Annotated in this window: 22 protein-coding genes; 9 read left to right on the forward strand and 13 right to left on the reverse strand. The window is 69.8% G+C overall.

Features of this window, described 5'->3' with window-relative positions; translation table 11 throughout:
• From K336_RS0108535 to K336_RS0108555, 5 genes are all read right to left on the reverse strand, one after another.
• On the reverse strand, positions 1–612 hold the full coding sequence (locus tag K336_RS0108535; RefSeq protein ID WP_028706794.1) for a class II aldolase/adducin family protein: 612 nt from the start codon (positions 610–612) through the stop codon (positions 1–3).
• Positions 613–810: 198 nt separating this feature from the next.
• Positions 811–1269, reverse strand: coding sequence for a PTS sugar transporter subunit IIA (locus K336_RS0108540; RefSeq protein WP_028706795.1), 459 nt, complete (start codon positions 1267–1269; stop codon positions 811–813).
• Between the two features lie 85 nt (positions 1270–1354).
• Positions 1355–2605 (reverse strand): PTS transporter subunit IIC, encoded by a 1251-nt coding sequence (locus tag K336_RS0108545; protein WP_028706796.1) that lies wholly within the window; start codon positions 2603–2605, stop codon positions 1355–1357.
• A 41-nt stretch (positions 2606–2646) separates the two neighbouring features.
• Positions 2647–2946: a PTS sugar transporter subunit IIB gene (locus K336_RS0108550; protein ID WP_021796692.1), complete on the reverse strand. Its 300-nt coding sequence runs from the start codon at positions 2944–2946 to the stop codon at positions 2647–2649.
• A gap of 4 nt (positions 2947–2950) precedes the next feature.
• Complete coding sequence (locus K336_RS0108555) at positions 2951–4009, reverse strand: alcohol dehydrogenase catalytic domain-containing protein (RefSeq protein WP_028706797.1); 1059 nt, start codon at positions 4007–4009, stop codon at positions 2951–2953.
• Between the two features lie 266 nt (positions 4010–4275).
• On the opposite strand from K336_RS0108555, the gene K336_RS0108560 reads away from it, so the two are divergent.
• Both K336_RS0108560 and K336_RS0108565 read left to right on the forward strand, forming a co-directional pair.
• Positions 4276–6195 carry a BglG family transcription antiterminator gene (locus K336_RS0108560; RefSeq protein ID WP_028706798.1) on the forward strand — a complete coding sequence of 640 codons (1920 nt, stop codon included), beginning with the start codon at positions 4276–4278 and terminating at the stop codon, positions 6193–6195.
• 18 nt (positions 6196–6213) lie between these two features.
• Positions 6214–6858 (forward strand): class II aldolase/adducin family protein, encoded by a 645-nt coding sequence (locus K336_RS0108565; protein ID WP_028706799.1) that lies wholly within the window; start codon positions 6214–6216, stop codon positions 6856–6858.
• Between the two features lie 69 nt (positions 6859–6927).
• Here the strand turns inward: K336_RS0108565 and K336_RS0108570 are convergent, their stop codons facing one another.
• The 5 genes from K336_RS0108570 to K336_RS15500 all read right to left on the reverse strand — a co-directional run bounded on the left by K336_RS0108570 (position 6928) and on the right by K336_RS15500 (position 12849).
• Positions 6928–7944: an asparaginase gene (locus tag K336_RS0108570; RefSeq protein ID WP_021796696.1), complete on the reverse strand. Its 1017-nt coding sequence runs from the start codon at positions 7942–7944 to the stop codon at positions 6928–6930.
• Between the two features lies 1 nt (position 7945).
• Entirely contained in the window at positions 7946–9394 is a 1449-nt protein-coding gene (locus K336_RS15495; RefSeq protein ID WP_021796698.1) for an amino acid permease, read from the reverse strand.
• A gap of 366 nt (positions 9395–9760) precedes the next feature.
• Entirely contained in the window at positions 9761–10699 is a 939-nt protein-coding gene (gene rlmB, locus K336_RS0108580; protein WP_051245557.1) for a 23S rRNA (guanosine(2251)-2'-O)-methyltransferase RlmB, read from the reverse strand.
• Positions 10699–12102 carry a cysteine--tRNA ligase gene (cysS, locus tag K336_RS0108585; RefSeq protein ID WP_028706801.1) on the reverse strand — a complete coding sequence of 468 codons (1404 nt, stop codon included), beginning with the start codon at positions 12100–12102 and terminating at the stop codon, positions 10699–10701. Before cysS ends, rlmB begins: the two co-directional genes overlap by 1 nt.
• A 54-nt stretch (positions 12103–12156) precedes the next feature.
• Positions 12157–12849: a FadR/GntR family transcriptional regulator gene (locus tag K336_RS15500; RefSeq protein WP_051245558.1), complete on the reverse strand. Its 693-nt coding sequence runs from the start codon at positions 12847–12849 to the stop codon at positions 12157–12159.
• Positions 12850–13166: 317 nt separating this feature from the next.
• Between K336_RS15500 and K336_RS0108595 the strand changes: the two genes are divergently transcribed.
• From K336_RS0108595 to K336_RS0108615, 5 genes are all read left to right on the forward strand, one after another.
• The gene (locus K336_RS0108595; RefSeq protein ID WP_028706802.1) at positions 13167–14849 is read left to right on the forward strand and encodes an L-lactate permease; all 1683 of its coding nucleotides are present in this window, start codon (positions 13167–13169) and stop codon (positions 14847–14849) included.
• A gap of 40 nt (positions 14850–14889) precedes the next feature.
• Positions 14890–15684 (forward strand): (Fe-S)-binding protein, encoded by a 795-nt coding sequence (locus K336_RS0108600; RefSeq protein WP_021797623.1) that lies wholly within the window; start codon positions 14890–14892, stop codon positions 15682–15684.
• Between the two features lie 5 nt (positions 15685–15689).
• A complete protein-coding gene (locus tag K336_RS0108605; protein WP_028706803.1) occupies positions 15690–17222 on the forward strand; it encodes a LutB/LldF family L-lactate oxidation iron-sulfur protein in 1533 nt (510 codons plus the stop codon).
• 2 nt (positions 17223–17224) lie between these two features.
• Positions 17225–17887, forward strand: coding sequence for a LutC/YkgG family protein (locus K336_RS0108610; protein ID WP_021797622.1), 663 nt, complete (start codon positions 17225–17227; stop codon positions 17885–17887).
• A 186-nt stretch (positions 17888–18073) separates the two neighbouring features.
• A complete protein-coding gene (locus K336_RS0108615) occupies positions 18074–18385 on the forward strand; it encodes a hypothetical protein (RefSeq protein WP_028706804.1) in 312 nt (103 codons plus the stop codon).
• Positions 18386–18732: 347 nt separating this feature from the next.
• Here the strand turns inward: K336_RS0108615 and K336_RS0108620 are convergent, their stop codons facing one another.
• The 3 genes from K336_RS0108620 to K336_RS0108630 form a co-directional block, all read right to left on the reverse strand.
• Positions 18733–20118: a DUF4032 domain-containing protein gene (locus K336_RS0108620; RefSeq protein ID WP_028706805.1), complete on the reverse strand. Its 1386-nt coding sequence runs from the start codon at positions 20116–20118 to the stop codon at positions 18733–18735.
• A 35-nt stretch (positions 20119–20153) separates the two neighbouring features.
• A complete protein-coding gene (gene metB / locus K336_RS0108625) occupies positions 20154–21329 on the reverse strand; it encodes a cystathionine gamma-synthase (RefSeq protein WP_021797616.1) in 1176 nt (391 codons plus the stop codon).
• A gap of 126 nt (positions 21330–21455) precedes the next feature.
• Positions 21456–22535, reverse strand: a complete 1080-nt coding sequence (locus K336_RS0108630) for an ABC transporter ATP-binding protein (RefSeq protein ID WP_028706806.1) — start codon at positions 22533–22535, stop codon at positions 21456–21458.
• 437 nt (positions 22536–22972) lie between these two features.
• Between K336_RS0108630 and K336_RS15505 the strand changes: the two genes are divergently transcribed.
• Positions 22973–24091 carry a methionine ABC transporter ATP-binding protein gene (locus K336_RS15505; protein WP_051245554.1) on the forward strand — a complete coding sequence of 373 codons (1119 nt, stop codon included), beginning with the start codon at positions 22973–22975 and terminating at the stop codon, positions 24089–24091.
• Positions 24088–24780 (forward strand): methionine ABC transporter permease, encoded by a 693-nt coding sequence (locus K336_RS0108640; protein ID WP_021797613.1) that lies wholly within the window; start codon positions 24088–24090, stop codon positions 24778–24780. The genes K336_RS15505 and K336_RS0108640 overlap by 4 nt, the downstream gene beginning before the upstream one ends.
• Positions 24781–24908: the final 128 nt, after the last annotated feature.

Consider the following 24908-nt stretch of genomic DNA (forward strand, 5'->3'; position numbering starts at 1 on the left):
TCACCTCCCCGCGCGCAGCTGCTCGACCAGCGGTCTGGCCAGCAGCACCATGGCGTTGGTGTTCAGCCGTTCGACCGAGTCGATGAGGGTGTCGAGATCCAGGCCGATGATGAACACGCCGTGCCCAGGAATCAGCACCGGCGCGCCGTGCTCGCCGATGCGCTCGCGGTGGCGGTCGACGAGCCTGATGATCTCGTCGGACTGTTCCTCCGAGTACGGCTCGACCTCGGGAGTGATCTCAAGGGCGCCGAAGGTCTGCGTCGACTTGAGCACGGCCTCCATCGGCAGGCCGAAGGTGGCGAAGGGGAGCGTCCACGGCGAGTGCGCGTGGATGATCGCGGTGGCCTCGGAGAAATGACGGTAGGCGTGAACATGGGAGACGCCTTCGCGAGTGAAACGGGGGTTGTCGAAGATCTGCTCGTCCCACAGGGAGCCGGCCATGATGTCCTCGGGCTGCAGGTCCCAGTGCCGGCGGGCGCCGGCGTAGCGGGGGGTCGTGTAGATCGTGTCGCCCTCGCGCACCGAGATGTTGCCGCCTGCGAGGTCCGTCAGGTGCCGGTCGAACATGAGGTGGGCGATCTGGACGATCTTCTCCTGGGGTGTCATGGTCATGATGTTCTCCGTTCGGTGTTTCGGAGGTTCATTCACGGCGCCGACAGACACGGCCATGACAAGGGTGGCGCTTCTGCTGAAGGGTCCTGTGAACAAGTTCTCGGGTACGGGTCGGGTGGTTCTGCGGTGTCTGCTCGGCCAAGGGTCGAGCGGTGACCTGGGGAGATCGGATGGCCCGTCGGGGTGTTGTCCGTCCGGTCAGGGGTCGAGCACTGCCCGGGTGCGTTCTACGATGCCCGGCGTCGAATCGGAGGCCAGGAGCTCTTCGACGAAGTCGGTGTTCCGCAGGTTCTTCATCATCTGCTGAAGCACCGTCAAGTGATCGTCGGATTCGTGCAGGGCGAGCATGAGCACCAGCCGTACAGGAATCTCCTCGTCGTCGCCGCCCATCTGGCCGAACGGAACCGGGGACTTCAAGGTGGCGATGGAGATGCAGCTGGAGCGGACGTGCTCGGGGTCGGTGTGGGGGATGGCGACGCCGCCGCTGATGGGCAGCCCGGTGGGGAACCTGCTCTCACGGGCCAGCAGCCCTTCCAGGAAGGTGCTGCGTACGTAGCCGAGTCTTTCCAGCTGCGCGGCCATGGTCGTGAAGAGTTCTTCTCGGCCCGCGACCGACAGCCCGACGTGCACGAGCTCTGAGGGGATGGAAACAGTCACGATGGTGGAATCCTTCATCTCGATGTCAATGATTTTCTCCGGGTCGGGCTCGGGGAACACTGCTCCCCGAGCCCGACGATGTCCGTCAGCCGAAGATCTGGTGCAGGGTTGCGATGATGACATTCGGCAGGCTGAAGCCGAAGTAGGCATCGGTGACCATGCCGTTGACATCCACGCCCATCGTCGACATCATGGCGGTCGCCTCGGGGGCGAAGATGTTCGCCAGCCATTCGACGATGAACAGGAACAATGCACTGATCGTGACCGTGCGGAACAGATTGCCCTTGCCTGCCAGCGAGATGAGCGGAACCATGTAGACGATGTTCGTCAGCACGCCCACCGGGAAGTAGGTCATGTTCGGGATGATGAAGGCGAACACTATCGACAGCGGGATCATGAGCACGGTCGTCGTGATCGCGGCCGGATCACCGAGGGCCAAGGCGATGTCCATGCCGATGTTGAGCTCCCTGTCCTTGCCGAGATGACGCTTCATGAACTCCTGGGCGCCATCGCCGACAATGCTCAGGTCCTCCATCATGACCGAGACCATGCGCGGCAGCAGCACGAGTGCGGCGGCGATGCCGATGCCCATGGTGAGCACGCCCTGCCAGCCCCGACGTGTGAGCAGACCGAGGAAGACCCCGACGATGACACCGATGAATGCCGGATCGCCGAAGAAACCGAGTCTCGCGCCGACCTTCTCCATGGACAGGTCGATCTTGCGCAGTCCGGGGATGCGGTCGATGAGCCTGTTGAGAAGGATGCCGAATGGCCAGGCGAACGAGATGAACGACAGGGTCGAGCAGGTCGTGCCCTCCAAACCGTAGTACTCCTGCCAGTACGGGGCGATGACCTGGGCCAGCAGCAGCGTGATGACGGCCAGGACCAGCACGATACCCAGCCCGATCCACAGGTTCCCGGTCAGGGCGTAGGCCATGGAGCCCGGGATGAGGAAGTGGATGTAGTTCCAGATGTCGACGTTGAGCACGTTCGTCCACTTCAAGGCGATCATGATGATGTTGATGACCACGATGATGAGGACGGCGGGCGCCGCGAAGGGGGCCGCCCACGAGGCCGCGCCGACCGCGGCCCAGCCGACGTCGACGGTGGTGAACCCGCCGCCCTGCAGGCCGCGGTAGTACCCGATGGCCGGTTCGACGGTGGCCATGAGGGCATTGATCACCATGACCAGGCCCGAGAATCCGATCCCGATCATGAGGCCGGCGCGGACCGACTTGCCGATGCCCATGCGGAAGATGAGGCAGAGGATGCACATGACGATGGGGAGCATCACTGCCGCACCGAGGTTCATGATCCCCTGGACGACGCTGAGCATGGTTGTTCTCCTCCGTTCCGATCAGAATTCGTGCGAGCGGTTCAGGCGTCGAGGGCGGCCCGGCAGACGTCGACGACCTGCTGCGCCACCTTGTCCTCGTTGATGCCCGAGATGAGACCGAAGACCTGCACGACGGGCTTGTCGATCGTGCCGGGGTACTTCGTCGTCACCATGACGACGTCCACGCCGTTCGCCAAGGACTGGATCTGCGAGACGGTGCCCTTGGTGATCCTGGCCGGGATCCCCGCCTCGGCGAGGATCCTTTTCACCTTCTCCTGGGCGACGGTGCTCGTGGCGATGCCGCTGCCGCAGGCGATGAGGATCCTGATCTCCTTGCTCATTGCTTCACTCCTTCTCGGGGTTGGGTTGCAGGACGACCTTGAGGGCCTCGCCGGAGCGGGCCAGGTCGATCGCCTCGTCGATGCTGCCCAGCGGGAGGACATGGGTGATGAACTTCTCGGCGGGGAACACCGGGTCGATGGCGAGTTCGAAGGCGCGCTGCACCTGCATGCTGTTCGCGCCGTAGTGGCCGCGGATCAACAGGCTGTTGTAGTGCACGGCGTTCGAGTCGATCTCGGTCAGCGCCCCCTCGGGGACCCCGCCGAAGAAGACGACTGCGCCGCAGGGCCGGGTCATGGCCAGCGCCTGCTGCTGTCCGGCCGTCGTCGGATTGGCCGAGATCGTCTTGTCGGCGCCCAGGCCGCCGGTGAGGCGCTTGACCTCCTCGACGGGGTCGACCGTGTCCGAGTCGATGCGGTGGTCGATGTCGAAGGCCAAGGACCTGTCCAGACGCTCCTGGGCCACGTCGATGAGGATGATCTTCGAGGCGCCGCGCATCCTCGACAGGACCGCCAGGAAGACGCCGATCGGGCCGGCTCCGAGGATCGCCACGGTGTCGCCGAGCCGCACGTTGATGTTCTCGACGCACGCGTAGGTGCTCGACAGCGGCTCGGCCAGGCTCGCGCGCACCGGGTCGACGCCCTCGGGCAGGGTGAAGGTGGCGCCGCGCTCCACCCGTTTGGCCGTGTAGGCGATGTACTGGGCGAAACCGCCGGGACGTGTGGTGTACGACTCGACGTCGGTGCAGTGCTCGTGGTGGCCGGCACGGCAGTAGTCGCACCTCAGGCAGTGCGCCTCGGGATAGACGTAAATGCGCTGGCCGGGCTCGTACGCGGTGACCCCTGACGACACCTCGGCCACCGTGCCCACGACCTCGTGCCCGTAGATGTGCGGGTAGTCCCCCCTGCGGGAGTCGGTCGTCAGGTTCCTGATGTCGGAGCCGCACAGGCCGACCGCGTCGACCCTGAGGACGAAGCCCCCGCCAGGACACTGCGGCCTCGGCACCTGCTCGAACCGGATGTCGCCGGGGCCGTGCATGACGGCCGCATCCATCACGTCACTCATCGATGAGCTCCTCCTTGTCCTGCGGCGCTCGCCCGGTGGTGAGTCGCCGCGCTGAGGGCCGGTCTCCGGTGGCCGGTCCGAGTTTCCCCGGGACGAGTTCAGTCTTGCGTGCACCCCGAGCCGGGGGCACTTGACTTCTGCCGCATGTGTTGCAACGACCCTTTGCCTGACCCGTGGCAAGCCGCCCTGCCCAGCTGGACGGCAGGAACCAGGTGCCGGATCCGCCGGGTGCGCTGTTATGGTGCTGGCACCTGGAGGTGTCAGAGATGATTCTTTTCTCCGAGCGTCAGTCTCTTCTCATCGAATTGCTCAGCGAGCTCGACCACGTCATCACGGGCCGTGAACTGGCTGATCTGCTGGGAGTCAGTCCCCGGACCCTGCGCTACGACATCTCGAGGATCAACGGCATGGCCAAGGCGGATGTCATCGAGGCGTCCCCGAAGGGGTACCTGCTGAACCGCCCCATCTACAACGACCTGGTCGCCAGGAATTCCTTGCTGGGTACGGAACTCGGGCACCAGGAACGCATTCTGCTGTATTTCTTCAATTCCCCGGTCACCGATGTCTACGACATCATGCGCGACTGTTATCTCAGTGAGTCGGTCACCAGGGCCGCGCTCCAGCGCCTGGTCCCCAGGGCGGCGGAGTACGGGCTCCTGCTGAAGACCGCCGGGGCCCGCGTCGAGCTCATCGGCGACGAGCTCGACCTGCGGCGGCTGCTCGGCGAGCTCGTCCACAACGCGATGGACGTCGCCGTCGGCCGCGCCGAGAAGATGAGCCGCTACCTGCCCGACGTCGATCTGGGCGTCGTCGCGCGGGAACTGCGCGCAGCCGTCGAGGAGTCCGGGGCCGACATCAATGACATCCGGCTCTCGAACACCGTCGTCGGCCTGGCGATCTGCCTGCAACGCTTCGACCACCCGCCGGCCGGTTCGCAGCTCCCGCACGCCAGCGGCCCCGGGGCGGACGAGCTGACCGAGCGGCTGCTCGCCGGGCTCGAGAAGGCCTATCCGGACAGGATCTTCGCCCCGTCCGACCGCGAGTACGTGCGTGCCCTCCTCGGTTTTGCCCTCAACCATGGGACGGCCACGCCGGGCGGGGGGCCGAGCACGGACGAGAGCGGCACGACCGAGGCCGTCCGGGCCTGTCTCGACGAGACCATCAACCACTTCAACCTCGACGCCGACTACGGGAGACTGTCCCGGAGCATCCACGACCACGTACTGCGCCTGGTGGCCCGGCCCCGCAAGCCGCCCTACTTCCGCAACAACCTGCAGGAATCACTGCGGGCCCGTTCGCCCTTCCTGTACGACGTGGCCGTCTACCTGGCCGACAGGCTCTCGAAGGCGCTGTCCATCAGCTTCTCCGACGACGAGATCGGCCTGCTCGTCATCTACCTGGGACTGCACGCCGCACAGCCGACGACCAACGAGCGCGCCGTCTCGGCCGTCGTGGTCTGCCCGCGGTACCACGCGCTCCAGGACCGGCTGCTGGCCGAGCTCGTCGAACGGTTCCCCGACCGGCTGCGGATCGTCGACGTCGTGGCGAGCAACCGGGAGGCCGACGACATCGCCTGCGACATGGTCATCACCGCGACCGACGAGGCGCCCGGCGCGCACCCGGGCGTGCGGATCAGCGCCGTGCTGTCGGATCTGGACTGCACCGCCATCGACGCCGCGATCCTGCGCGAGTTCTCCGCGAAGATGAGAGCACACATGGCGGCGATCATCTCGGAATTCCTCGACCCCGACCTGTTCTTCGCCGGCCAGTCCTTCCCGGACGCGGAGAGCACGATCCACTTCCTCTCCGGCGCCCTGCACGACAAGGGATGTGTCCCCGACGAGTTCGAGGACAGCGTCCTGCTGCGCGAATCCTACTCCCCGACGGCCTTCGCCCGCAGATTCGCGCTGCCGCACTCCATGGATTTCATGGCGTACGAGACGAAGGTCGCCGTGCTCATCCCGTCCTCACCCATTCCATGGGAGACGGCCGAGGTCGGCCTCGTCTTCATGCTCGCCATCAACGGCGCGGACTACGACGAGTTCATCCAGTTCTACCAGCCGCTCATCAGCCTCCTCTACGATCCGCGGCTCTTCTCCGAATTGAAACGGGTCGCCGACTTCGAGGCATTCACAAAATTGCTGGGCAACCAACTCGTTGCCCCCGACAGGGATCAGCTGGGCTGATCCGAGGAAGGGAGGACCATGATTCTCGGGGAAGAACGTCGCGCCGTCGTACGGACCTGCCGTCAGATGCAGCGGCTCGGCCTGGTCGTCGGGACCGCGGGGAACGTCTCGGTCCGGGTGGGCGACCGGGTCGTCATCTCCCCGTCGGCGATCGACTACCAGGACCTGACGCCCGAGATGGTCGGCGTGCACGACATGGCAGGCGCCGCCGTCGACGCCGAGCTCGAACCGTCGAGCGAGCTGCCCCTGCACCTGGCCGTCTACAAGGGCACCGGCGCCACGGCCATCACCCACAACCATGCGCCGGCCTCCACGGCGCTCGGCCTGGTCGTCGACGAGGTACCCTGCTCGCACTACTACTCGGGCATGTTCGGCGGACCGATCCGCGTCGCGCCGTACGCCCGCTTCGGCACCGACGAGCTCGCCGGCAACGTCTGCGCCGCCCTGCAGGGACGCCTCGGCGCGCTCATGTCGAACCACGGGGCCGTCACGATCGGCCCGAGCCTGCGGAAGGCCTTCTCGCTGCTGCCCTACCTGGAGTACGTCTGCGAGATCCAGCTGCGCGCCATGAGCACCGGGCTGCCGGTCAAGACGCTGGACGAGGGCCGGATGGCCCACGTCCTCAACGGGCTGAAGACCTATGTGCCGACGCGAATTCGATGAGCTGGAGCCGGGCGCTCCGGCGTTGCGCATGCGGAGGCCGGAGGGGCCGCGGCGCCGTCCTCGGCGCGGCTACTGGGTGAGGGGCTGGTCGGGGTCCGTCGTGAGCTCCCCGGCGATGTTGCGGCCCATCGCCTCGACGAGTCCGGCGCCGCTGAGCCCCTGGCACAGCAGGAAGACGAGCTTGGCGTAGAGCGCCTCCAGGGTCATGTCGTGGGCCCCGATGGCGCCGGACTGCGCCAGCGCGTAGCCGGCCTCGTAGTGGCCGAGCAGCACCTCGGCCTGGACGCACTGGGAGGCGACGGCGATCGGGACGCCGGAGGCGATGGTGCGGGCGAGCAGATCGGTGAGCCCGGGCTCCTCGCTGGGCACGTTGCCGGTGCCGAAGGCGCGCAGCACGACCGCCTCGGGCGGCGGGTCGAGCGCCGCGGCCAGGCGCGCCGCGGTGACGCCCGGCACGAGGTCGAGCACGAGGACGTCGTGACGGCGGTACGGCGCGGGATCGGGCCAGCCGGTGGCGCCTTCCGCGGGCGGCGTCCACTGCCACGGGGCCCCGGTGAGCGCCAGCGCCGGCACGGCCGGGGAGTCGAAGCCCTGGTAGGACCACGACGAGGTCTTCGTCACGCGGGCCCCCGCCAGCAGCTTGTGGCCGAAGAACACCGCCACCCCGCCGACCTTGCCGCTCGTGGCGGCGCGCAGCGCCCCGGTCACGTTCGGCGCCGCGTCGGTGCCGACGACGCCCAGCGGGTACTGGGCGCCGGTCATCACGACCGGCTTGCCGAAGCCGGTGAGCGCGTACGAGAGGGCGGCCGAGGTGTAGGCCATCGTGTCGGTGCCGTGCAGGACGACGAAGGCGTCCGCCGAGTCGTGGTGGGCCCACAGGTCCTCGACGATCGCCCGCCAGTCGTCCGGCGTCGCATTGGACGAGTCGATGAGGTGCTCGAAGCTCGTCATCTCGACCGTGCCGGCCATCTCGGTGCCGTCCAGGAGGCGGTCCAGCCAGCCGGCCAGGTCGGCGCCCGGCGCGAGGCCCTGCGGGGTCTCGACCATGCCGAGCGTGCCGCCGGTGTACAGGATGTGCGTGCGCATCTCAACCCTCCTCGTCCCCGTCGGCGATCATGCTCTCGAGCAGGTCGGCCCTGATGCTGCCGCGCACGGCGAACCAGCCGCCGATCATGGCGACGACCACGACGGCGAACAGCGCGAGCGTCCAGCGTCCGGAGGCCGAGGTCAGGTTCGAGGCGACGACGACGATGAAGAAGGCCAACGACAGGTAGTTCGTGAACGGCGCGCCGGGCATGCGGTAAACCGGGCGCTGCTCCTTCCCGGCCCTCACCCTCCGCAGGAAGCTCAGGTGCGTCACGAGGATCATGGCCCAGGTCCCGGCGATGCCGATGCCGGCCAGGTTCATGACGATCTCGAAGGCGTCCTCGGCGAGGAAGGCGTTGAGGGCCACGCCGAACAGACCGAGCGTCGAGGTGATGATGATGCCGCCGTAGGGCACGTGGTGGCGGTTGAGGCGGGCCGCGAAGCCCGGGGCCTCGCCCGCCACGGCCATCGAGCGCAGCGTGCGGCCGGTCGAGTACAGGCCGGCGTTGAGCGAGCTCAGGGCCGCGGTGAGCACGACGACCTGGATGATGTCCCCGGCGTGCGGGATGCCGATGCCGGAGAAGAAGGTGACGAACGGCGACTCGTTGGACGAGTACGCGGTGTAGGGCAGCACGAGGGCCATGAGGATGACCGAGCCGACGTAGAAGACGAAGATGCGCAGGATCATCGAGTTGATCGCCTTGGGCAGGACCCTGCTGGCCTCGGCCGCCTCGCCGGCCGCGACGCCCACCATCTCGGTGCCGCCGAAGGCGAAGATGACGCCCAGCGTCAGCGCGAAGACCGGGGCGATGCCCAGCGGGAAGAAGCCCCCGCCGTCGGTGATGTTGTGGAAGCCGGCGGTCGTGTCGGCGACCGGGGCGCCGACGATGATCGCCCAGATGGCGATGAGCATGAAGGCGACGATCGCCGCGACCTTGATGAGGGCGAACCAGAACTCCGCCTCGCCGAACATGCGCACGCTGAGCATGTTGAGCACGAAGACGATCGCCAGCGCGACGAGCGCCAGCACCCACTGCGGGACCGGCCGGAACAGCGACCAGTAGTGCAGGTAGAGCGCGACGGCCGTGATGTCGGCCATGACGGTGACGGCCCAGTCCAGGAAGAAGAACCAGCCGGTGACGTAGGCGCCCCTCTCGCCCAGGAACTCGCGGGCGTACGAGACGAACGCGCCCGAGGAGGGGCGGCGGATGGCCAGCTCGCCGAGCGCCCTGACCATGAGGAAGGCGAAGACGCCGCAGATCGCGTAGGCGATCGCCAGGCCCGGGCCGCCCTGGGCGAGGCGGCCGCCGGCGCCCAGGAACAGGCCGGTGCCGATCGACCCGCCGATGGCGATCATCTGCAGATGGCGGTTCTTCAGGGCCTTGTCGTACCCGGCATCGCCCTTGTCGGCCAGCCTCCCGGGGCTCTCGGCTGTGGTGGCGTCGTCCACGGTGCGTCCTCTCCGCGCTGAGGGGCCGCGGCGGGCCCGCGATCCCCGTTGAGGGGCCAGTATTGCACCGGGGCCCGGCGCCCGCGCCTCAGCCCATCCCCGACCCGAGCAGGTGCAGCGCGGCGACGAGCCATTCCGCAGCGCCCCGGCCGGGTCGGTCATGAGGGCGCGCGGCGGCGGCGAAGGGCGGTGACGGGCGCACGCGCACGTACGAGGCGGCAAGCCCCGGGCGCACGCGGCGGCGGAACGGCCCCGCCGGTGCAGACGATGCGACATGGGGCTCCCCGCCGCACGACTGGATCGCACGTCGTGCATCTGCCCGATGCGCATCCCGTGTCTGCGCATCTTTTGTCGAGGGGCGTTCCCTCAGCCGCGCGACCGGCTCACCTCGTACAGCGCGATCGCCGCCGCGACCGAGGCGTTGAGGCTCTCGACCAAGTCGGTGACAGGCACCGCCACGAGCACGTCGCAGTGCTCCCGGGCGAGTCGCGACAGGCCCTGCCCCTCGGAGCCGACGACGAGGGCCAGCGGGCCGTCCGCGCCCGGCACGCCGGCCACGTCGGTGTCGCCCTCGCCGGCCAGGCCCGCCACGGTGAAGCCCGCGTCGGCCATCTGCCCGAGGGCCCGGTTGAGGTTCTTCACCCGGACGACCGGGATGCGCGCGGCGGCGCCGGCCGAGGACTTCCAGCTCGCCGCGGTCATCGCGGCGCTGCGACGCTCGGGGATGACGACCGCGTCGGCGCCGAAGGCGGCGGCCGAGCGGATGATCGCACCGAGGTTGTGCGGGTCGGTGATGCCGTCGCAGGCCACGAGCAGGCCGTGGTCGTCGTCGCGGCCGAGCGCCGCGGCCATGACCTCCGCCAGGTCGGCGTACCCGAACTCCGGCAGCTGGACGGCCACGCCCTGATGGGCGGCCCCGCCGGTGAGCCGGTCGAGCTCGGCGCGCGGCACCTGGAGCATCGTGAGCGAGTGCCCGGCGGCGAACGCGAAGATCTCGCGCAGCCTGTCGTCGCGCTCGGAGCCCTCGGCCACGAAGGCGCGGCGCACCGGCAGCCCGGCCCGCAGCGCCTCGAGCACGGGGTTGCGGCCGACGACCCAGTCGGGGCCGGCGCCGCGTCCGGAACCGGTCCCGACTCCGGGGCCGCTCGCCCCGGCCCGCCTCCGGGGCCGGGCGGCGTCACGGGCCAGCCGCTCCTGCTTGGCCCTGCGGGCCTTGTGCCAGACGCGGTCCTCCGCCTTGGGCGTGGGCCCGCGGCCGGCCAGCCTGCGGCGGCCCTTGCCGCCGGATCCCTTGGTCGTCGCCATCAGCGGCTCACGCTCCACCGCGGCCCGTCGGGCGTGTCCTCGATGCGCACGCCGACCCCGGCGAGCGCATCGCGGATCCGGTCGGCCGATGCGTAGTCCTTGCGGGCGCGGGCCTCGGCCCGCTGCTCCAGCACGAGCCGGACGAGCCCGTCCAGCACGGCCGGGTCGGCGCCGCCCGTCCCGGCCCACTCCGGGTCGTGCGGGTCGAGGCCGAGGACGTGGAGCATGGCGCGCACCCGGCGGAGCGCCTCCTCGGCCGCCCCCCGGTCCCCGGCGTCGAGGGCCCTGTTGCCCGCGGTGATCGTCTCGTGGAGGACGGCGAAGGCGCCCGGCGTGCCGAGGTCGTCGTCCATGGCCTCGACGAAGGCCGTGGGCAGGTCGTCGACGGCGAACGCGACGGGTCCCGCGGCGCCGGCGCGCGCGCAGAAGGCGTCGATGCGCTCGAGCTGGGCGGCGGCCTCGGCCAGCGATCCCTCGGAGTACTCGATGGTGGAGCGGTAGTGCGGCTGGGCCAGGTAGAGGCGCACGGCGCGCGGCGGGAAGCGCGTGGTGACCTCGGTGACGATCGTGCCGTTGCCGAGCGACTTGCTCATCTTCTCGCCGGCCATCGTGACGAAGGCGTTGTGCATCCAGTAGCGGGCGAAGCCGTAGCCGGCGGCCCGGGACTGGGCCTGCTCGTTCTCGTGGTGCGGGAAGCGCAGGTCGAGGCCGCCGCCGTGGATGTCGAAGCTCTCGCCGAGGTACTTCAGGCTCATCGCGGAGCACTCGAGGTGCCAGCCGGGCCGGCCGGTGCCCCACGGGCTGGGCCAGCCGGCGGTGGCCGGCTCCCCGGGCTTGGCGCCCTTCCACAGGGCGAAGTCGCGGCGGTCGTGCTTGCCGCGCCCGTCGGCAGATTCGTCGGAGGACATGTCCTCGGGGCGCTGGTGCGACAGGGAGCCGTACTCGGGCCAGCTGCGCACGTCGAAGTAGACGTCGCCGGAGCCGTCGTCGGCCGGATAGGCGTGGCCCCGGTCGATGAGGCGCCGGGTGAGCTCGATCATCTCGGTGATGTGGCCGGTGGCCCGGGGCTCGTAGCTGGGCGGGATGCAGCCGAGCGCGGAGTAGGCGCGGTGCAGCTCGAGCTCGACGGCGTAGGCCAGCTCGTACCACTCGAGGCCCGCCTCGGCGGCCCGGGCCCAGATCTTCTCGTTGATGTCGGTGATGTTGGCGACGACCCTCACCTCGTAGCCGCTCGCCGTGAACCAACGGCGCAGGACGTCGAAGACGACCTCCTTGCGGATGTGCCCCAGGTGCGGTGAGCTCTGCACGGTGAGGCCGCAGTGGTAGATCGACACCCTGCCCTCCACGAGCGGGGTGAAGGGTACGACGGCGCCGGTGGATTCGTCATAGACGTGGAAGGACACGCCGGCAGTCTACCGAGCGCCCGGGCTCCCCACGAGAGCCCCGGGCGGGGCGGGTCAGCCGTGCGTGCCGCTTTCGGCGGGGGCGGCGCCGTCGGGCAGGAGCACCTCGTAGGAGTGGCGGATGTGCTTCTCGACGAGCTCGGACGCCAGGTTCGCGTCGTGCGCCCGGACGGCCTCGAGGATCGCGCGGTGCTCCGCCACGAGCCCGGAGCGCACCTCGTCCCAGTCGTCCAGGCGCTCCTCGGCGCGGCGGATCGGCGCCGACAGCGTGTGCCGGATGGCCGCCGAGAGCATCGACAGCATGTGGTTGCCGCTCGCCTCGATGACGGCGATGTGGAAGGAGGTGTCGAGCTCGTTGAACGAGTCGGGGTCGGTGCGGCGCTCCATCCGCTCCACGAGCAGCCCGGCGCGGCGCAGCGCCGCGTTCGGCCCGTGGTGGGCGGCCGCGACGGTCGCCGCCTTCTCGACGACGATGCGCGTCTCGGTGAGGTCCTCGACCGAGGTGATGTCCAGCGCCAGCTGGAGGCGCAGCATCCGGCCGAGCGCGTCGCCGGGGGTCGCGCGGATCCGGGTGCCGTTGCCCGGGCCCGTGCCCGAGACGACGATGCCCTGGGCCTGCAGGACGCGGATGGCCTCGCGGACGGCGCCGCGGCCGACCGACAGCCGCGCGGCGAGCTCCCGCTCGGGGGGCAGCTGCGTGCCGGCCACGTAGTTGCCGGCGAGGATCTCGGACTCGATGTGGTGCAGCGCCACGTCGAAGCCCGACATGCCCTTGGCCTGCATGATGGCGCAGTCGTGGCAGCGCTCGGGCCGGTCCAGCCCGACCCCCGCGTCGCGTGTCCTGGGCATGGGCCCATTGTGGCCGACGTGTCAAGACCGCGGACGGTGCCGCAGAGGCCTCCCCGGACGGCGCCGGGCCGCGGCGGTCCCGGAGCCCTTCCTTGTCAGAGTGAGCTTCTTGACCCCGATAATTGGTAGGACCTATTGTCGTCCCAGAATGGTGGCCGTCTCGCCGGAGAGGCATTCATCACTCATCGTCCCAGAACATCGAACGGGGGGTTCTCGTGGTACTGCTCGAAGCGTTCACGCCCAGCACCAACCCACTTGGCCACCAGTGGGCTTCCGCCCTCGTGGCTCTCATTCCGATCGCCTGCATGCTCATCACCCTCGGCGCACTGCGCTGGAAGGCGCACTGGGCCGGCCTCGCCTCATGGGCGCTGGCCCTCGTCGTGGCCATCACCGCGTACCACATGCCCGTCACCATGGCCGTCTCGTCCAGCGTCGAGGGCTTCCTGTACGGCCTCTTCCCGATCGGCTGGATCCTGCTGGCCGCCATCTGGATGTACCAGGTCACCGTCATCTCGGGTCGCTTCGACGACCTGCGGCGCACCTTCTTCCTCATCTCCGACGACCCGCGCGTCCTGGGCATCCTCATCGCCTTCTGCTTCGGCGGTCTCCTCGAGGCCCTCGCCGGCTTCGGCGCCCCCGTCGCCATCGCGGCGGCCATGCTCATCGCCGTGGGCTTCGGCAAGCTGCGCGCCGCGGTCACCGCGCTCGTCGCCAACACCGTCCCCGTCGCCTTCGGCGCCGTGGGCCTGCCCGTCCTCATGGCCGCCCGCACCGGCGGCCTCGAGGTCTCCCAGGTCGCCCCGGTGACCGCCCGCATCTGCGCCATCCTCTGCCTCGTCGTGCCCTTCCTCATGCTCGGCATCATGGACGGCAGGCAGGGCATCAAGCAGTGCTGGCCCTTCGGCCTGTTCGTCGGCTTCATCTTCGGCGCCGTCAAGTGGATCGTCGCCGGCACCGGCCTGTACAACCTCACCGAGATCTTCGCCGCCGTCATCTCCGTCGGCCTGGCCATGGTCTTCCTGCGCTTCTGGAAGCCCAGGGGCGGAGCCGAGGCCGCGGAGCGCATCGGCATCCCGATGGACCCCTCCCTCGAGACCGGGCCCGCCGGCAGGACCGAGGAGGGCGGCGACAAGCTCACCGCCGGCCGCATCGTCATGGCCCTCGTGCCCTACATCCTCGTCATCGTCATCTTCGGCATCGCCGCCGTCCCCTCGGTCCAGGCGCTGCTCAAGAAGGCCGACGTCAAGATGGCCTGGCCGGGTCTGAGCGAGCTGCTGAGCACCACCGGGAAGGCGAGCGCCCACCAGAGCTACACGTGGCCGTGGCTGAGCACGCCGGGCTTCCTGCTGCTCATCGTCGCCCTCCTCGTGGGCATCATCTACAGGGTCTCCATCCGGGACCTGTTCGGCGAGCTGCTCGTCAACCTCAAGAAGATGAAGTTCTCGCTCATCACCATCGGCTTGGTCGTCGCCCTCGCCTACGTCATGGGCGACTCCGGCCAGACGATGGCCCTCGGCCTGTTCATCGCCGGCGCCGGCGCCGTCTACCCGTTCCTCGCCCCGATCCTCGGCTGGATCGGCACCTACGTGACCGGCTCGGACACCTCGGCGAACATCCTGTTCTCCGGCCTGCAGTCGGGCATCGGTGAGCAGATCGGCGATCCCGCCAACCTCGAGGCCATGCGCTCCCTGCTCGTCGGCTCCGGTGCCGCCGGCGGTGTCGTCGGCAAGATGATCTCGCCCCAGTCCCTGACCGTCGCGGCCACCGCCATCGGCCTGGCCGGCGGCGAGTCCACGATTCTCCGCAAGGTGTTCAAGTACTCGATCGTCCTCATCGTGTTCATGTGCATCATCGCCGGCCTCATGTCGACCCCGGTCCTCGGCTGGCTGCTCCCCTGAAACCGATTCCTCGCCCATCATCGTCAACGGAGGTTCTTCCATGACCACCACCACCTCGCCCGGCACCCGGGCCGGTGCACCGGGTCTTCCCGGCGCCGGTCTGGACGTCGCGGTGTTCATCACGTGCATCAACGACATCCTGTTCCCGCAGACCGGCATCGCCATGACGAAGCTGCTGGAGCGGTTGGGCTGCAGGGTCCACTTCCCCAGGGAGCAGACCTGCTGCGCGCAGATCACCACGAACACCGGCTACTTCACGGAGTCGATGGACATGGTGGAGTCGTACGTGAAGGCCTTCAGCGACTACGACTACGTCGTCGCCCCGTCGGGCTCCTGCATCGCCGCCGTGCGCGACCAGCACCCCATGCTGGCCGAGCACGCCGGCGACCAGGGCCTGATGCGCGACGTCGAGCACACGAGCAGCATCTCGCTGGACATCAGCGAGTTCCTCGTCGACGTGCTCGGCGTCACCGACGTGGGCGCCTACTTCCCGCACCTGGTCACCCTCCATCCGAGCTGCCACGGCATGCGCCTGCTCAAGCTGGGCGACCGCCCCTACCGCCTGCTCGAGAACGTGCGGGGCATGACGACCGTCGACCTGCCCGCCGCGGAGCAGTGCTGCGGCTTCGGCGGCACCTTCTGCGTGAAGAACCCCGACATGAGCTCCACGATGGCGGCCGACAAGGCCCGCCACATCCGCGAGACCGGCGCCGAGTACGTCGTGGGCTGGGACAACTCCTGCCTGCTCAACATCGGCGGCGTCCTCTCCCGGCAGAACGCCGGCGTCAAGACCATCCACCTCGTCGAGGTCCTGGCCAACACCGAGGAGGACTGAGTGCCATGACCACCGAACTGCGTCGCATCACCGAGGGCAACTACGGCGTCGCCCGCCTGACTCCCGCCCCTGAGCACGGCGGCACCTTCCTGGGCCAGCCGAAGTTCACCAAGGCCGTCAAGAAGGAGCTCAAGCTCGTCGTCCAGCGCAAGAACATGCGCAACGCCACGACGACCATCCGCAACAAGCGCGCCCTGCGCGTGTCCGAGACCCCCGACTGGGAGGACATCCGCGAGGCCGCCTACGAGGTGAAGAACCGCGTCGGCCGTCACCTCGACCACTACCTGGAGGAGGCCGAGAAGTCCCTCACCGCGCACGGCGTCCAGGTGCACTGGGCCCGCGACGCCGACGAGGCCAACCGCATCGTCGGCGACATCGCCAAGGCCAAGGGCGTCGAGGAGGTCGTGAAGATCAAGTCGATCACCACCCAGGAGACCGACCTGAACGAGTACCTCGAGGAGCAGGGCATCGCGGCCTGGGAGACCGACCTGGCCGAGCTCATCGTCCAGCTCGGCCACGACCGCCCCAGCCACATCGTCGTACCGGGCATCCACCGCAATCGCGCCGAGGTCCGCGAGATCTTCCTGCGCGAGATGAAGAACTACGGCCGCCCGTGCCCCGAGGATGTCACGTCCAATCCGCCCGAGCTGGCCAACGCGGCCCGCCTGCACCTGCGCGAGAAGTTCCTGCGCGCCAGGGTCGCCGTCTCGGGCGCCAACTTCGTCCTCGCCGACACCGGCTCGCTCGTCATCGTCGAGTCCGAGGGCAACGGCCGCATGTGCCTGACCCTGCCCGACACGCTCATCTCCCTCGTCGGCATCGAGAAGGTCCTGCCGAGCTACGACGACCTCGAGATCTTCCTCAAGCTGCTGCCGCGCTCGGCCACCGGTGAGCGCATGAACCCGTACAACTCCGTGTGGAGCGGCGTCACCCCGAACGACGGTCCGCAGGAGCAGCACGTGATCTTCATGGACAACGGCCGCACGAACGTGCTGGCCGACCCCGTCGGCCGCGAGGTGCTGCGCTGCATCCGCTGCGCGTCGTGCATCAACGTCTGCCCGGTCTACGAGCGCGCCGGCGGTCATGCCTACGGCTCGGTCTACCCCGGCCCGATCGGTATCACGCTGACCCCGCAGCTGCGCGGCATCGACGATCCGGTCGACCGGACCATGCCCTACGCGTGCTCGCTGTGCGGGGCGTGCAACGAGGTCTGCCCGGTCAAGATCCCCTTCACCGACATCATCGTCCACCTGCGCAACCGGGTCGCCGACGCGGAGCGCAAGGAGCTCTCGAAGGACGTCGATGTCAACGGCGAGAAGGTCATCATGAAGGCGGCCGCCTGGGTGCTCGGCGACTACAAGCACTGGGAGACGGTCATGTACGCCTCCCGCTCCGCCAGCCGCGTCCTCGGCCCGCACAAGATCGGCCCGTTGCCGGTGCCGGTCGCCAACCGCTGGCTCGACTACCGCAACATCGACCACATCCCAAGCCAGACGTTCCGCGACTGGTGGAAGGCCAACCGCGGAGAGGAGAAGTGACCATGGACGCCAAGCAGGAGATCCTCGCTCGCATCCGTCGGGCCACGGTGGACATCACCGAGAGGGACCCGGTCAAGGACCAGCCCGTCAACTGGACCTACGGCCTGGGCATCGAGATGGACGATGTCGTCGGCACCTTCGAGCAGAAGGTCATCGACTACTCGGCCACCGTCGTGCGCGCCAAGCCGGCCGCGGTGCCCGAGGCCGTCGTGACCGGCCTGAGGGCCACCGGCGCCAAGGAGTCGGTCGTCGTCCCGTCCGGGCTGGAGAAGTCCTGGCAGGACGCGATGACGGCGGCGGGCTTCGAGGTCCGCGTCGACGACCCGCAGCTGACGCACGGGACTCTCGACGGCACCGACGCGGTCGTCACCGCCGCGGCGTCCGGCATCGCCGACACCGGCACGATCGTGCTCGACCACACCGCCGACCAGGGCCGCCGCGCCCTGTCCCTGGTACCCGACCGCCACGTCTGCGTGATCAGGGCCTCGCAGGTGGTCTCCGACGTCCCCGAGTCGGTGCAGGACCTGCGCCCCTCGGTGGAAGCCGGCCACCCGCTGACCTTCATCTCCGGCGGCTCGGCCACCAGCGACATCGAGCTGTCCCGCGTGGACGGCGTCCACGGCCCCCGCACCCTCTACGTGGTGCTGGTCGAGGACCAGGGCTGAGTCCCACCCGCCGACCGATCGACGCAGGCCGGGACCGCCCCGAGGGGCGGGCCCGGCCTGCGTCTCGTCCGGGGCCGCCGTCCGACGTGCGGGCCCGGCGGCGCCCGCCGGGCCCGGCCCGGTTAGGGTGGTTGCCCGTCACCGCGGGCGGCGCGCCGTCCGCCCAGGAGCACGCCAGGAGGACCCATGGCCGAGACGCGCAAGCACAACCCGCGCACCAGCAGCATCGGCGAGCGGGTCCGCGAGGCCATCGGCGGGGTGCCGCGCGTGAGCCCGCCGGAGCCCGTCGACACCGATGCCGCCGGCGACGACCCCTACGTCACCGCGCCCGAGCCCGCGGTCGACGAGGCGCCGCTCGTCGGGGCGGCGGCCGACCCGCTGGGCGGCTACACGCTGCTGGCCGGCGACCAGCCGGGTCTCATCGCCGTCAGCGCCGACCAGCTCACCCGGATGAGGACGGTCATTCGCAGCGTCGGGGGACCGGGACGCGGAGGATGAGCTCTGGGACGACGAGGACGACGGGCCCGGCGCCGAGGACATCGAGCCCTGAGCCTCGCCCGGTCGGGCCCACGGATTCCGCTGTTCGTGTCCGGGCCGGGCACTGCTGCGGCGTGAGGGGCGAGCGGCGCAAGGGCTGTGCGCGGCCACCGGGCCGTGCTCGACGTCGGAGAAGCCGGAACGCCCCACCGGAACAGCGTCATGCGGTACCGGCCCGCGAACATCGGACCGACCACGCGTCGCACGACATGCCGCGCCCGCCCGGCCCGCCGATCAACGAACAGGTGCCCCCCGAGCAATCGGCCCGGGGCGCCCTGCCCTGCCGCGCGGTTGGAGGAACCGGCATGTCAGCCCTTCTCGCGCAGTGCGTCGATGTCGAGGACGCCGCCCGGGCCGGCGTCGGCCTGCGCGGCGGCGTCCTCCCACGGATCGTGGGCGGGCCCCTCGTCCTCGTCGTCCTCATCGGCGTAGCCCATCGAGGGGTCGTAGGGATTGGCGAGCCGTCGCCCCCCTCCCTCGACCTGCACCATCGCGTCGCCGCTCATCGCCTCGTCCGGCAGCGTCCTCAGGACGTCGTTGATGTAGCCGGCGGTGGCCTCCAGCAGCGGCACCTCCCGGTTCTCGTGCTGGGACATGTACCAGCGGTAGTCGAGGACCTCGTGGTAGAGCTGGGCGGGGTCGCGCTTGCCCTGGAGCTCGGCCGGGACCGCGTTGACGACGGGCTCGAAGCACTCGGTGAGCCACTGGTGGGCGACGACCGCCTCGTCGACCTCCTGGAGCTGCCGACGGGCGCGGAAGGTGTCCAGGTCGTTGAGCAGCCGCCGGGCCTGGTTCTCCTCGGTGTCGAGGCCGGTCAGGCGCATGAGGCGCCGCGAGTGGTGGCCCGCGTCGACGACCTTCGGCTGCATCGAGACCGTCCGCCCGTCGGGACTCGTCTGGATGTCGAGCTCGGCCACGTCGAAGCCGAGGGCGTTGAGGCGCCGCACCCGCGACTCGATGCGATGCAGCTCGGAGCCTGAGAACTCCTCGAGGCCGGTCAGCTCGTTCCACAGCTCGTGGTAGCGCGACTCGATCGTCTCGACGAGGCCGAGCGGGTCGAGGGACTCGTCCAGCAGCCCGCCGGCCTCCAGGTCGCAGAAGTCGCCGAAGATGTTGACCCGGGCGATCTCGAGGTCGTGGGCGCGCTGGCCGTCGGTGAGCCGGTCGTGCAGCTCGCCGGTCTCGGCGTCGACGAGGTAGGCCGCGAAGGCGCCGGCGTCGCGGCGGAAGAGGATGTTCGACAGCGAGACGTCGCCCCACATGAAGCCCAGCAGGTGGAGCCGGACCAGCAGGACGACCATGGCGTCGAGCAGGCGCAGGACGGTGTCGTGGCGCACGCCCGGGCTGAACAGCGAGCGGTAGGGCAGCGCGAAGTCGAGGTGCCGGGTGATGAGCACCGAGTCGAGCGGCTCGCCGTCGGCCCCGACGCGCCCGCTCACCACGGCCACGGCCTCGACCGAGGGGGTGCCCAGGCGCATGAGGTCGTGCAGCAGCCGGTACTCGTGGATCGCCAGGTGCTCGGCGACCTCCTTGGCCGCGTAGACCTGGTCGTCCACGGTGACGAAGCGCACGACGTGGCGCGAGATGCCCCGCGGCAACGCGACGAGGTGCTCGATCGGCCACTGCGCCAGCGGCGTGTCCCAGGGCAGGGGGATGAGCCGGGCATCCGGCTTCGCTGACAGGAATCGTGGCACGGGACAAGTGTGCCACCGGCGCCTGAGGAACGGGGTCAGGCCCGGGCGGCGCGCTCGAGGGCCGCCGCCAGGTCGGCCCTCAGGTCGGCGATCGGCTCGATGCCCACCGACAGGCGGAGCAGGGAGTCGGTGATGCCGGCCGCGGCGCGCGCCTGCGGCGTCATGCCGGCATGGGTCATCGTCGCCGGGTGGGCCAGCAGTGACTCGGTGCCGCCCAGGGACTCGGCCAGGTCGATGGCCCGCAGGTCGCTCGAGAAGGCCTTGACCGCGTCGAGCCCGCCGGCCAGCTCGAAGCTGAGCAGCGCGCCGAAGCCGCGCTGCTGGCGGGCCGCCAGCGCGTGACCGGGGTGCCCGGGCAGGCCCGGGTAGTGGACGCGGGCGACGGCGTCGCTGTCCGCCAGCTGCTCGACGACGGCGGCCGTGTTCTCCTCATGGACGCGCACCCGGGCGTCGATCGTGCGCAGCCCGCGCAGCGTCAGCCAGGAGTCCCAGGCGCCGCCGGTCAGACCGAGGGCATTGGCCCAGTGCTGCACCTGCTCGCCGAGCCCGGCCGTGCCGGAGACGACCACGCCGCCCACCACGTCGGAGTGGCCGTTGATGAACTTCGTGGTGGAGTGCAGTACGACGTCGGCGCCCAGGTCGAGGGGGTTCGACAGGACCGGCGAGCAGAAGGTGTTGTCCGCCACGAGCAGCGCGCCCCGGGCGTGGGCCAGCTCAGCGGTGGCGGCGATGTCGGTGATGCGCATGAGCGGGTTCGAGGGCGTCTCGACGAGGACCAGCTCGGCCGGGCGGGACAGCGCCGCGCGGGCCCGCCCGAGGTCGGACATGTCGATGAAGTCGACCTCGATGCGCTCGCGCGCCGCGAGGTGGTCGAGCAGCCGCCAGGTGCCGCCGTAGCAGTCGGCCGGGGCCACGACGCGCCCGTGCGGGCCGACGAGGGCCTCGACGGTCGCGGTGATCGCGCTCATGCCCGAGCCGGTGACGGTGGCGTCGGCGCCGTGCTCGAGGTCGGCGAGCGTGCGCGCCAGCAGGGCGCGCGTCGGATTCGCCGAGCGGGAGTAGTCGAAGGCCGGCTTGTCCTCGCCGATCCCGGCGAAGCGGTAGTTGGTGCTCGGGTACAGGGCGGGGGTCACCGAACCGTACTGGGAGTCGGTGTCGAAGCCCGCGCGCACGGCGCGGGCCAGCGGGGACAGCTGTCCGTCCTGGCTCATGTGCGGTGCCTCCTCATCGTCCTGCCGGCGCGCCCCGGCGCCGGTTCCGACGGTAGCCCCTCGTCCGCCCGGCCGGGGCCCGGTCCACGGGCGGGACGGCGCTTCCGGTTCGGGCCCCGCGGGCGGTCACGAGATCCGCTCGGTGGACTTCTTGTCGAAGACGTGCACCTTCGTCGGTTCGACGTGCAGGACGACGCGGTCGCCGCGGGGCGGGGGAGTGCGGGTCGTGACGCGGGCGACGACCTGCTGGTCGTCCGGGTCGTTGGCGAGGGTGCCGTAGAGGTAGGAGTCCGCGCCGGTCTCCTCGACCGCGCCGATCGCCATCGTGACCCCCTCACCGGTGGTCGAGACCTCGAAGCTCTCGGGTCGGATGCCGAGCACGACGTCGGCGTCGCTGGCGCGCTCGGTCGCCTCGCGCGGCATGGCGATCACGTGCCCGTCGATCTCGACGCCGCCGTCCACGACCGTCGCGGGCAGCAGGTTCATCGACGGGGAGCCGATGAAGCCGGCGACGAAGAGGTTCTTCGGACTGTCGTAGAGGGCGAGCGGACGGTCCACCTGCTGGAGCACGCCGTCCCTCATGACGGCGACGCGGTCGCCCATCGTCATGGCCTCGACCTGGTCGTGGGTGACGTAGACGGTGGTGACGCCGAGCCTGGTCTGCAGGGCCGCGATCTGGGTGCGGGTCTGCACCCGCAGCTTGGCGTCGAGATTGCTGAGCGGCTCGTCCATGAGGAAGACCTGGGGGTCCCGGACGATGGCGCGGCCCATCGCGACGCGCTGGCGCTGACCGCCGGACAGGTTCTTGGGCTTGCGGCCGAGCAGCGCCTCGAGGCCGAGGAGCTTGGCGGCCTCGAGGACGCGCGCCTCGCGCTCGTCCTTCGGCACGCCCTTCATCTTGAGCGCGAAGCCCATGTTGTCGGCGACGGTCATGTGGGGATAGAGCGCGTAGTTCTGGAAGACCATGGCGATGTCGCGGTCCTTGGGCGCCAGGTCGGTGACGTTCTTGTCGCCGATCCACACCGAGCCGGAGTTGACCTCCTCGAGCCCGGCCAGCATGCGCAGCGACGTCGACTTGCCGCAGCCGGAGGGGCCGACGAGCACCATGAACTCGCCGTCGCCGATCTCGAGGTTGAGCTTGTCCACCGCGGCGTGGTCGGCGCCGGGATAGACGCGGGTTGCATCCTTGAAGCTGACAGTGGCCATGATCGCCACCAAATCCTTTCCACGGGCAGGAACGTGCCCGACGATCCGTCGTAGAGAGGACGAAGGACATCCTCGCCCGTACTCATTCTCGCACATCCTCCCCGCGTCCCGCCTCCGCGACGCCCCGCCGGGCCCATCCCCGCGGGGCCCGCTTGCCACGGAGGGCGGTCTCGGGCATCATGGGTCCGTGGAGTTCTCCCTGATGCGCACCGTCGTCGTTGGTCGTCGAATGACCAGCGCCATGTGTCGCGTCCGCTGAACCCCGGTTCTCGCGCCGGCCGCCGAGGCCCGAGCGCAGCGATGCATGGCGTCCGGGCCCAATGCGCCCGTCCTCGCGAATCCTCGTCCGGTGAGGGTGCGAGTGCGCCGCCGGCCCCCTCTTCTCCGCTTCATCCATCACGGCCGCACTGCGGCCGGCAACGGGAGGTACAATCCAGGTGATCGAACTCACCGGTGTCAACGTCACCTTCCCCGGTCGCCGCCCGGGGGAGACGATCCGCGCCGTCCGCGACGTCGACCTGACGGTCGACGACGGCGACGTCTACGGCATCGTCGGCTACTCGGGGGCCGGCAAGTCGACCCTCGTGCGCACGATCAACCTGCTGCAGCGGCCCACGTCGGGCTCGGTGCGCGTGGACGGGCAGGAGATGACCGGGCTCTCCGCGGTCCGGCTGCGAGGCGCCCGCAAGCGGATCGGCATGATCTTTCAGCACTTCAACCTGCTGGGCTCGCGCACGCTGTTCGGCAACGTCGCCTACCCGCTCAGGGGGGGCGGGCGGACGAAGCCGCAGGTGCGCGAGCGCGTCATGGGGCTGCTCGACCTGGTCGGCATGGCTGATCGGGCGAGCGCCTACCCGAGCCAGCTGTCCGGCGGCCAGCGCCAGCGCGTGGCCATCGCCCGGGCCCTGGCCAACGACCCCTCGGTGCTGCTCTGCGACGAGGCCACCAGCGCCCTGGACCCGAAGACCACCGGCGGCATCCTCGACCTGCTCGGCCGACTCAACGCCCAGACCGGACTGACGGTCGTCCTCATCACCCACGAGATGGGCGTCGTCAAGCAGATCTGCTCGCACGTGGCCGTCATGGAGGAGGGCCGCATCATCGAGCGCGGCTCCACCGTCGACGTCTTCACCGACCCGCACGAGCCGCTGACCCGCGACTTCATCGACACCGCCAACCACGTCGAGGCCGGGATCACGACGGTCATCACCCACCCCGACCTCGTGAGGCACGGCAGCGGGGACCGCCTCGTCTCCCTGCAGTTCGCCGGCGCGACCACCGGGGATCCCGTGGTCGCCGCCCTGACCCGCGACTACAACGTGAACGCCACCATCCTGTTCGCCAACGTCGAGGTCATCTCGGGGACGCCGGTCGGCAACCTACTGCTCGGCCTGTCGGGCTCCCAGCCCGACCTGGACGCGGCCGAGGGCTGGCTGGCGGGCTCCGGGGTACGCGTGCACAACTACAGTGACGCCGAGATCGAGTCCATCCGAGAGCGCGCGGCGGCCGAGGCCGCCGACGTCGACGGGGGCCGTGACGAGGAGGACCACCGATGACCGACTGGCTCGGACGCGTCGCCCACGTCCTGCTGCCGAACGTCCTGAAGAGGCCGGACGACCTGTGGGACGCCACCGTCGAGACCCTCTACATGACGGCCGTCTCGGCCCTCATCGCCGGCGTGCTCGGCATCGTCCTGGGCACCGTCCTCGTCGTCACGGACAGGCGCGGCATCGGGCCCCATCCGCGGCTGTACTGGGTACTCGACAAGCTCGTGAACCTGTTCCGCTCGATCCCGTTCGTCATCCTCATCGCGCTCGTCGGACCGCTCACCCGCATCATGACGGGCACGACGATCGGCACCACCGCCGCCCTCGTCCCGCTCGTCATCGGCACCGTGCCGTTCTACGCCCGGCAGATCCAGAACGCCGTCCTCGAGGTCGACCCGGGCGTCGTCGAGGCGGCCCAGGCGATGGGCTCCAGCCCGATGGAGGTCATCTTCCGCGTCTACCTGCGCGAGGCGCGCCCGGGCATCATCCGCGTCTCGGCGCTGACGATCATCAGTCTCATCGGTCTCACGACGATGGCCGGCATCGTCGGCGGCGGCGGCCTGGGCGACCTGGCGATCTCCCGCGGCTACAACCGCTTCCAGAACGACGTCACCGTCGTCTGCACGCTCATCATCCTCGTCCTCGTCTACGTCTCCCAGGCGATCGCCGATCTCCTGGTCAAGCGCGTCACCCACTGACGACCGATCCCCATTCCGCACGAAGGAGAACTCCATGAAGCGCGCACTCGCGGCAGGGCTGGCCCTGGTCGTGGCCGTCGGGCTGGCCGGCTGCTCCGGCTCGTCGACGGGCTCGAACGGCTCCGGCA

The sequence above is a fragment of the Propionibacterium acidifaciens DSM 21887 genome, assembly GCF_000426605.1.
Lineage (GTDB): Bacteria > Actinomycetota > Actinomycetes > Propionibacteriales > Propionibacteriaceae > Propionibacterium > Propionibacterium acidifaciens.

Excerpts from the sequence above, each read along its gene's own strand:
- K336_RS0108555 (WP_028706797.1), bottom strand. The coding sequence starts at position 4,009 with ATGAGTGACGTGATGGATGCGGCCGTCATGCACGGCCCCGGCGACATC.
- K336_RS0108535 (WP_028706794.1), bottom strand. The coding sequence starts at position 612 with ATGACCATGACACCCCAGGAGAAGATCGTCCAGATCGCCCACCTCATG.
- K336_RS0108600 (WP_021797623.1), top strand. The coding sequence starts at position 14,890 with ATGACCACCACCACCTCGCCCGGCACCCGGGCCGGTGCACCGGGTCTT.
- K336_RS0108630 (WP_028706806.1), bottom strand. The coding sequence starts at position 22,535 with ATGGCCACTGTCAGCTTCAAGGATGCAACCCGCGTCTATCCCGGCGCC.
- K336_RS0108570 (WP_021796696.1), bottom strand. The coding sequence starts at position 7,944 with ATGCGCACGCACATCCTGTACACCGGCGGCACGCTCGGCATGGTCGAG.
- K336_RS0108550 (WP_021796692.1), bottom strand. The coding sequence starts at position 2,946 with ATGAGCAAGGAGATCAGGATCCTCATCGCCTGCGGCAGCGGCATCGCC.
- K336_RS0108640 (WP_021797613.1), top strand. The coding sequence starts at position 24,088 with ATGACCGACTGGCTCGGACGCGTCGCCCACGTCCTGCTGCCGAACGTC.
- K336_RS0108565 (WP_028706799.1), top strand. The coding sequence starts at position 6,214 with ATGATTCTCGGGGAAGAACGTCGCGCCGTCGTACGGACCTGCCGTCAG.
- rlmB (WP_051245557.1), bottom strand. The coding sequence starts at position 10,699 with ATGGCGACGACCAAGGGATCCGGCGGCAAGGGCCGCCGCAGGCTGGCC.
- K336_RS0108610 (WP_021797622.1), top strand. The coding sequence starts at position 17,225 with ATGGACGCCAAGCAGGAGATCCTCGCTCGCATCCGTCGGGCCACGGTG.
- metB (WP_021797616.1), bottom strand. The coding sequence starts at position 21,329 with ATGAGCCAGGACGGACAGCTGTCCCCGCTGGCCCGCGCCGTGCGCGCG.
- K336_RS0108560 (WP_028706798.1), top strand. The coding sequence starts at position 4,276 with ATGATTCTTTTCTCCGAGCGTCAGTCTCTTCTCATCGAATTGCTCAGC.
- K336_RS0108545 (WP_028706796.1), bottom strand. The coding sequence starts at position 2,605 with ATGCTCAGCGTCGTCCAGGGGATCATGAACCTCGGTGCGGCAGTGATG.
- K336_RS0108615 (WP_028706804.1), top strand. The coding sequence starts at position 18,074 with ATGGCCGAGACGCGCAAGCACAACCCGCGCACCAGCAGCATCGGCGAG.
- K336_RS0108605 (WP_028706803.1), top strand. The coding sequence starts at position 15,690 with ATGACCACCGAACTGCGTCGCATCACCGAGGGCAACTACGGCGTCGCC.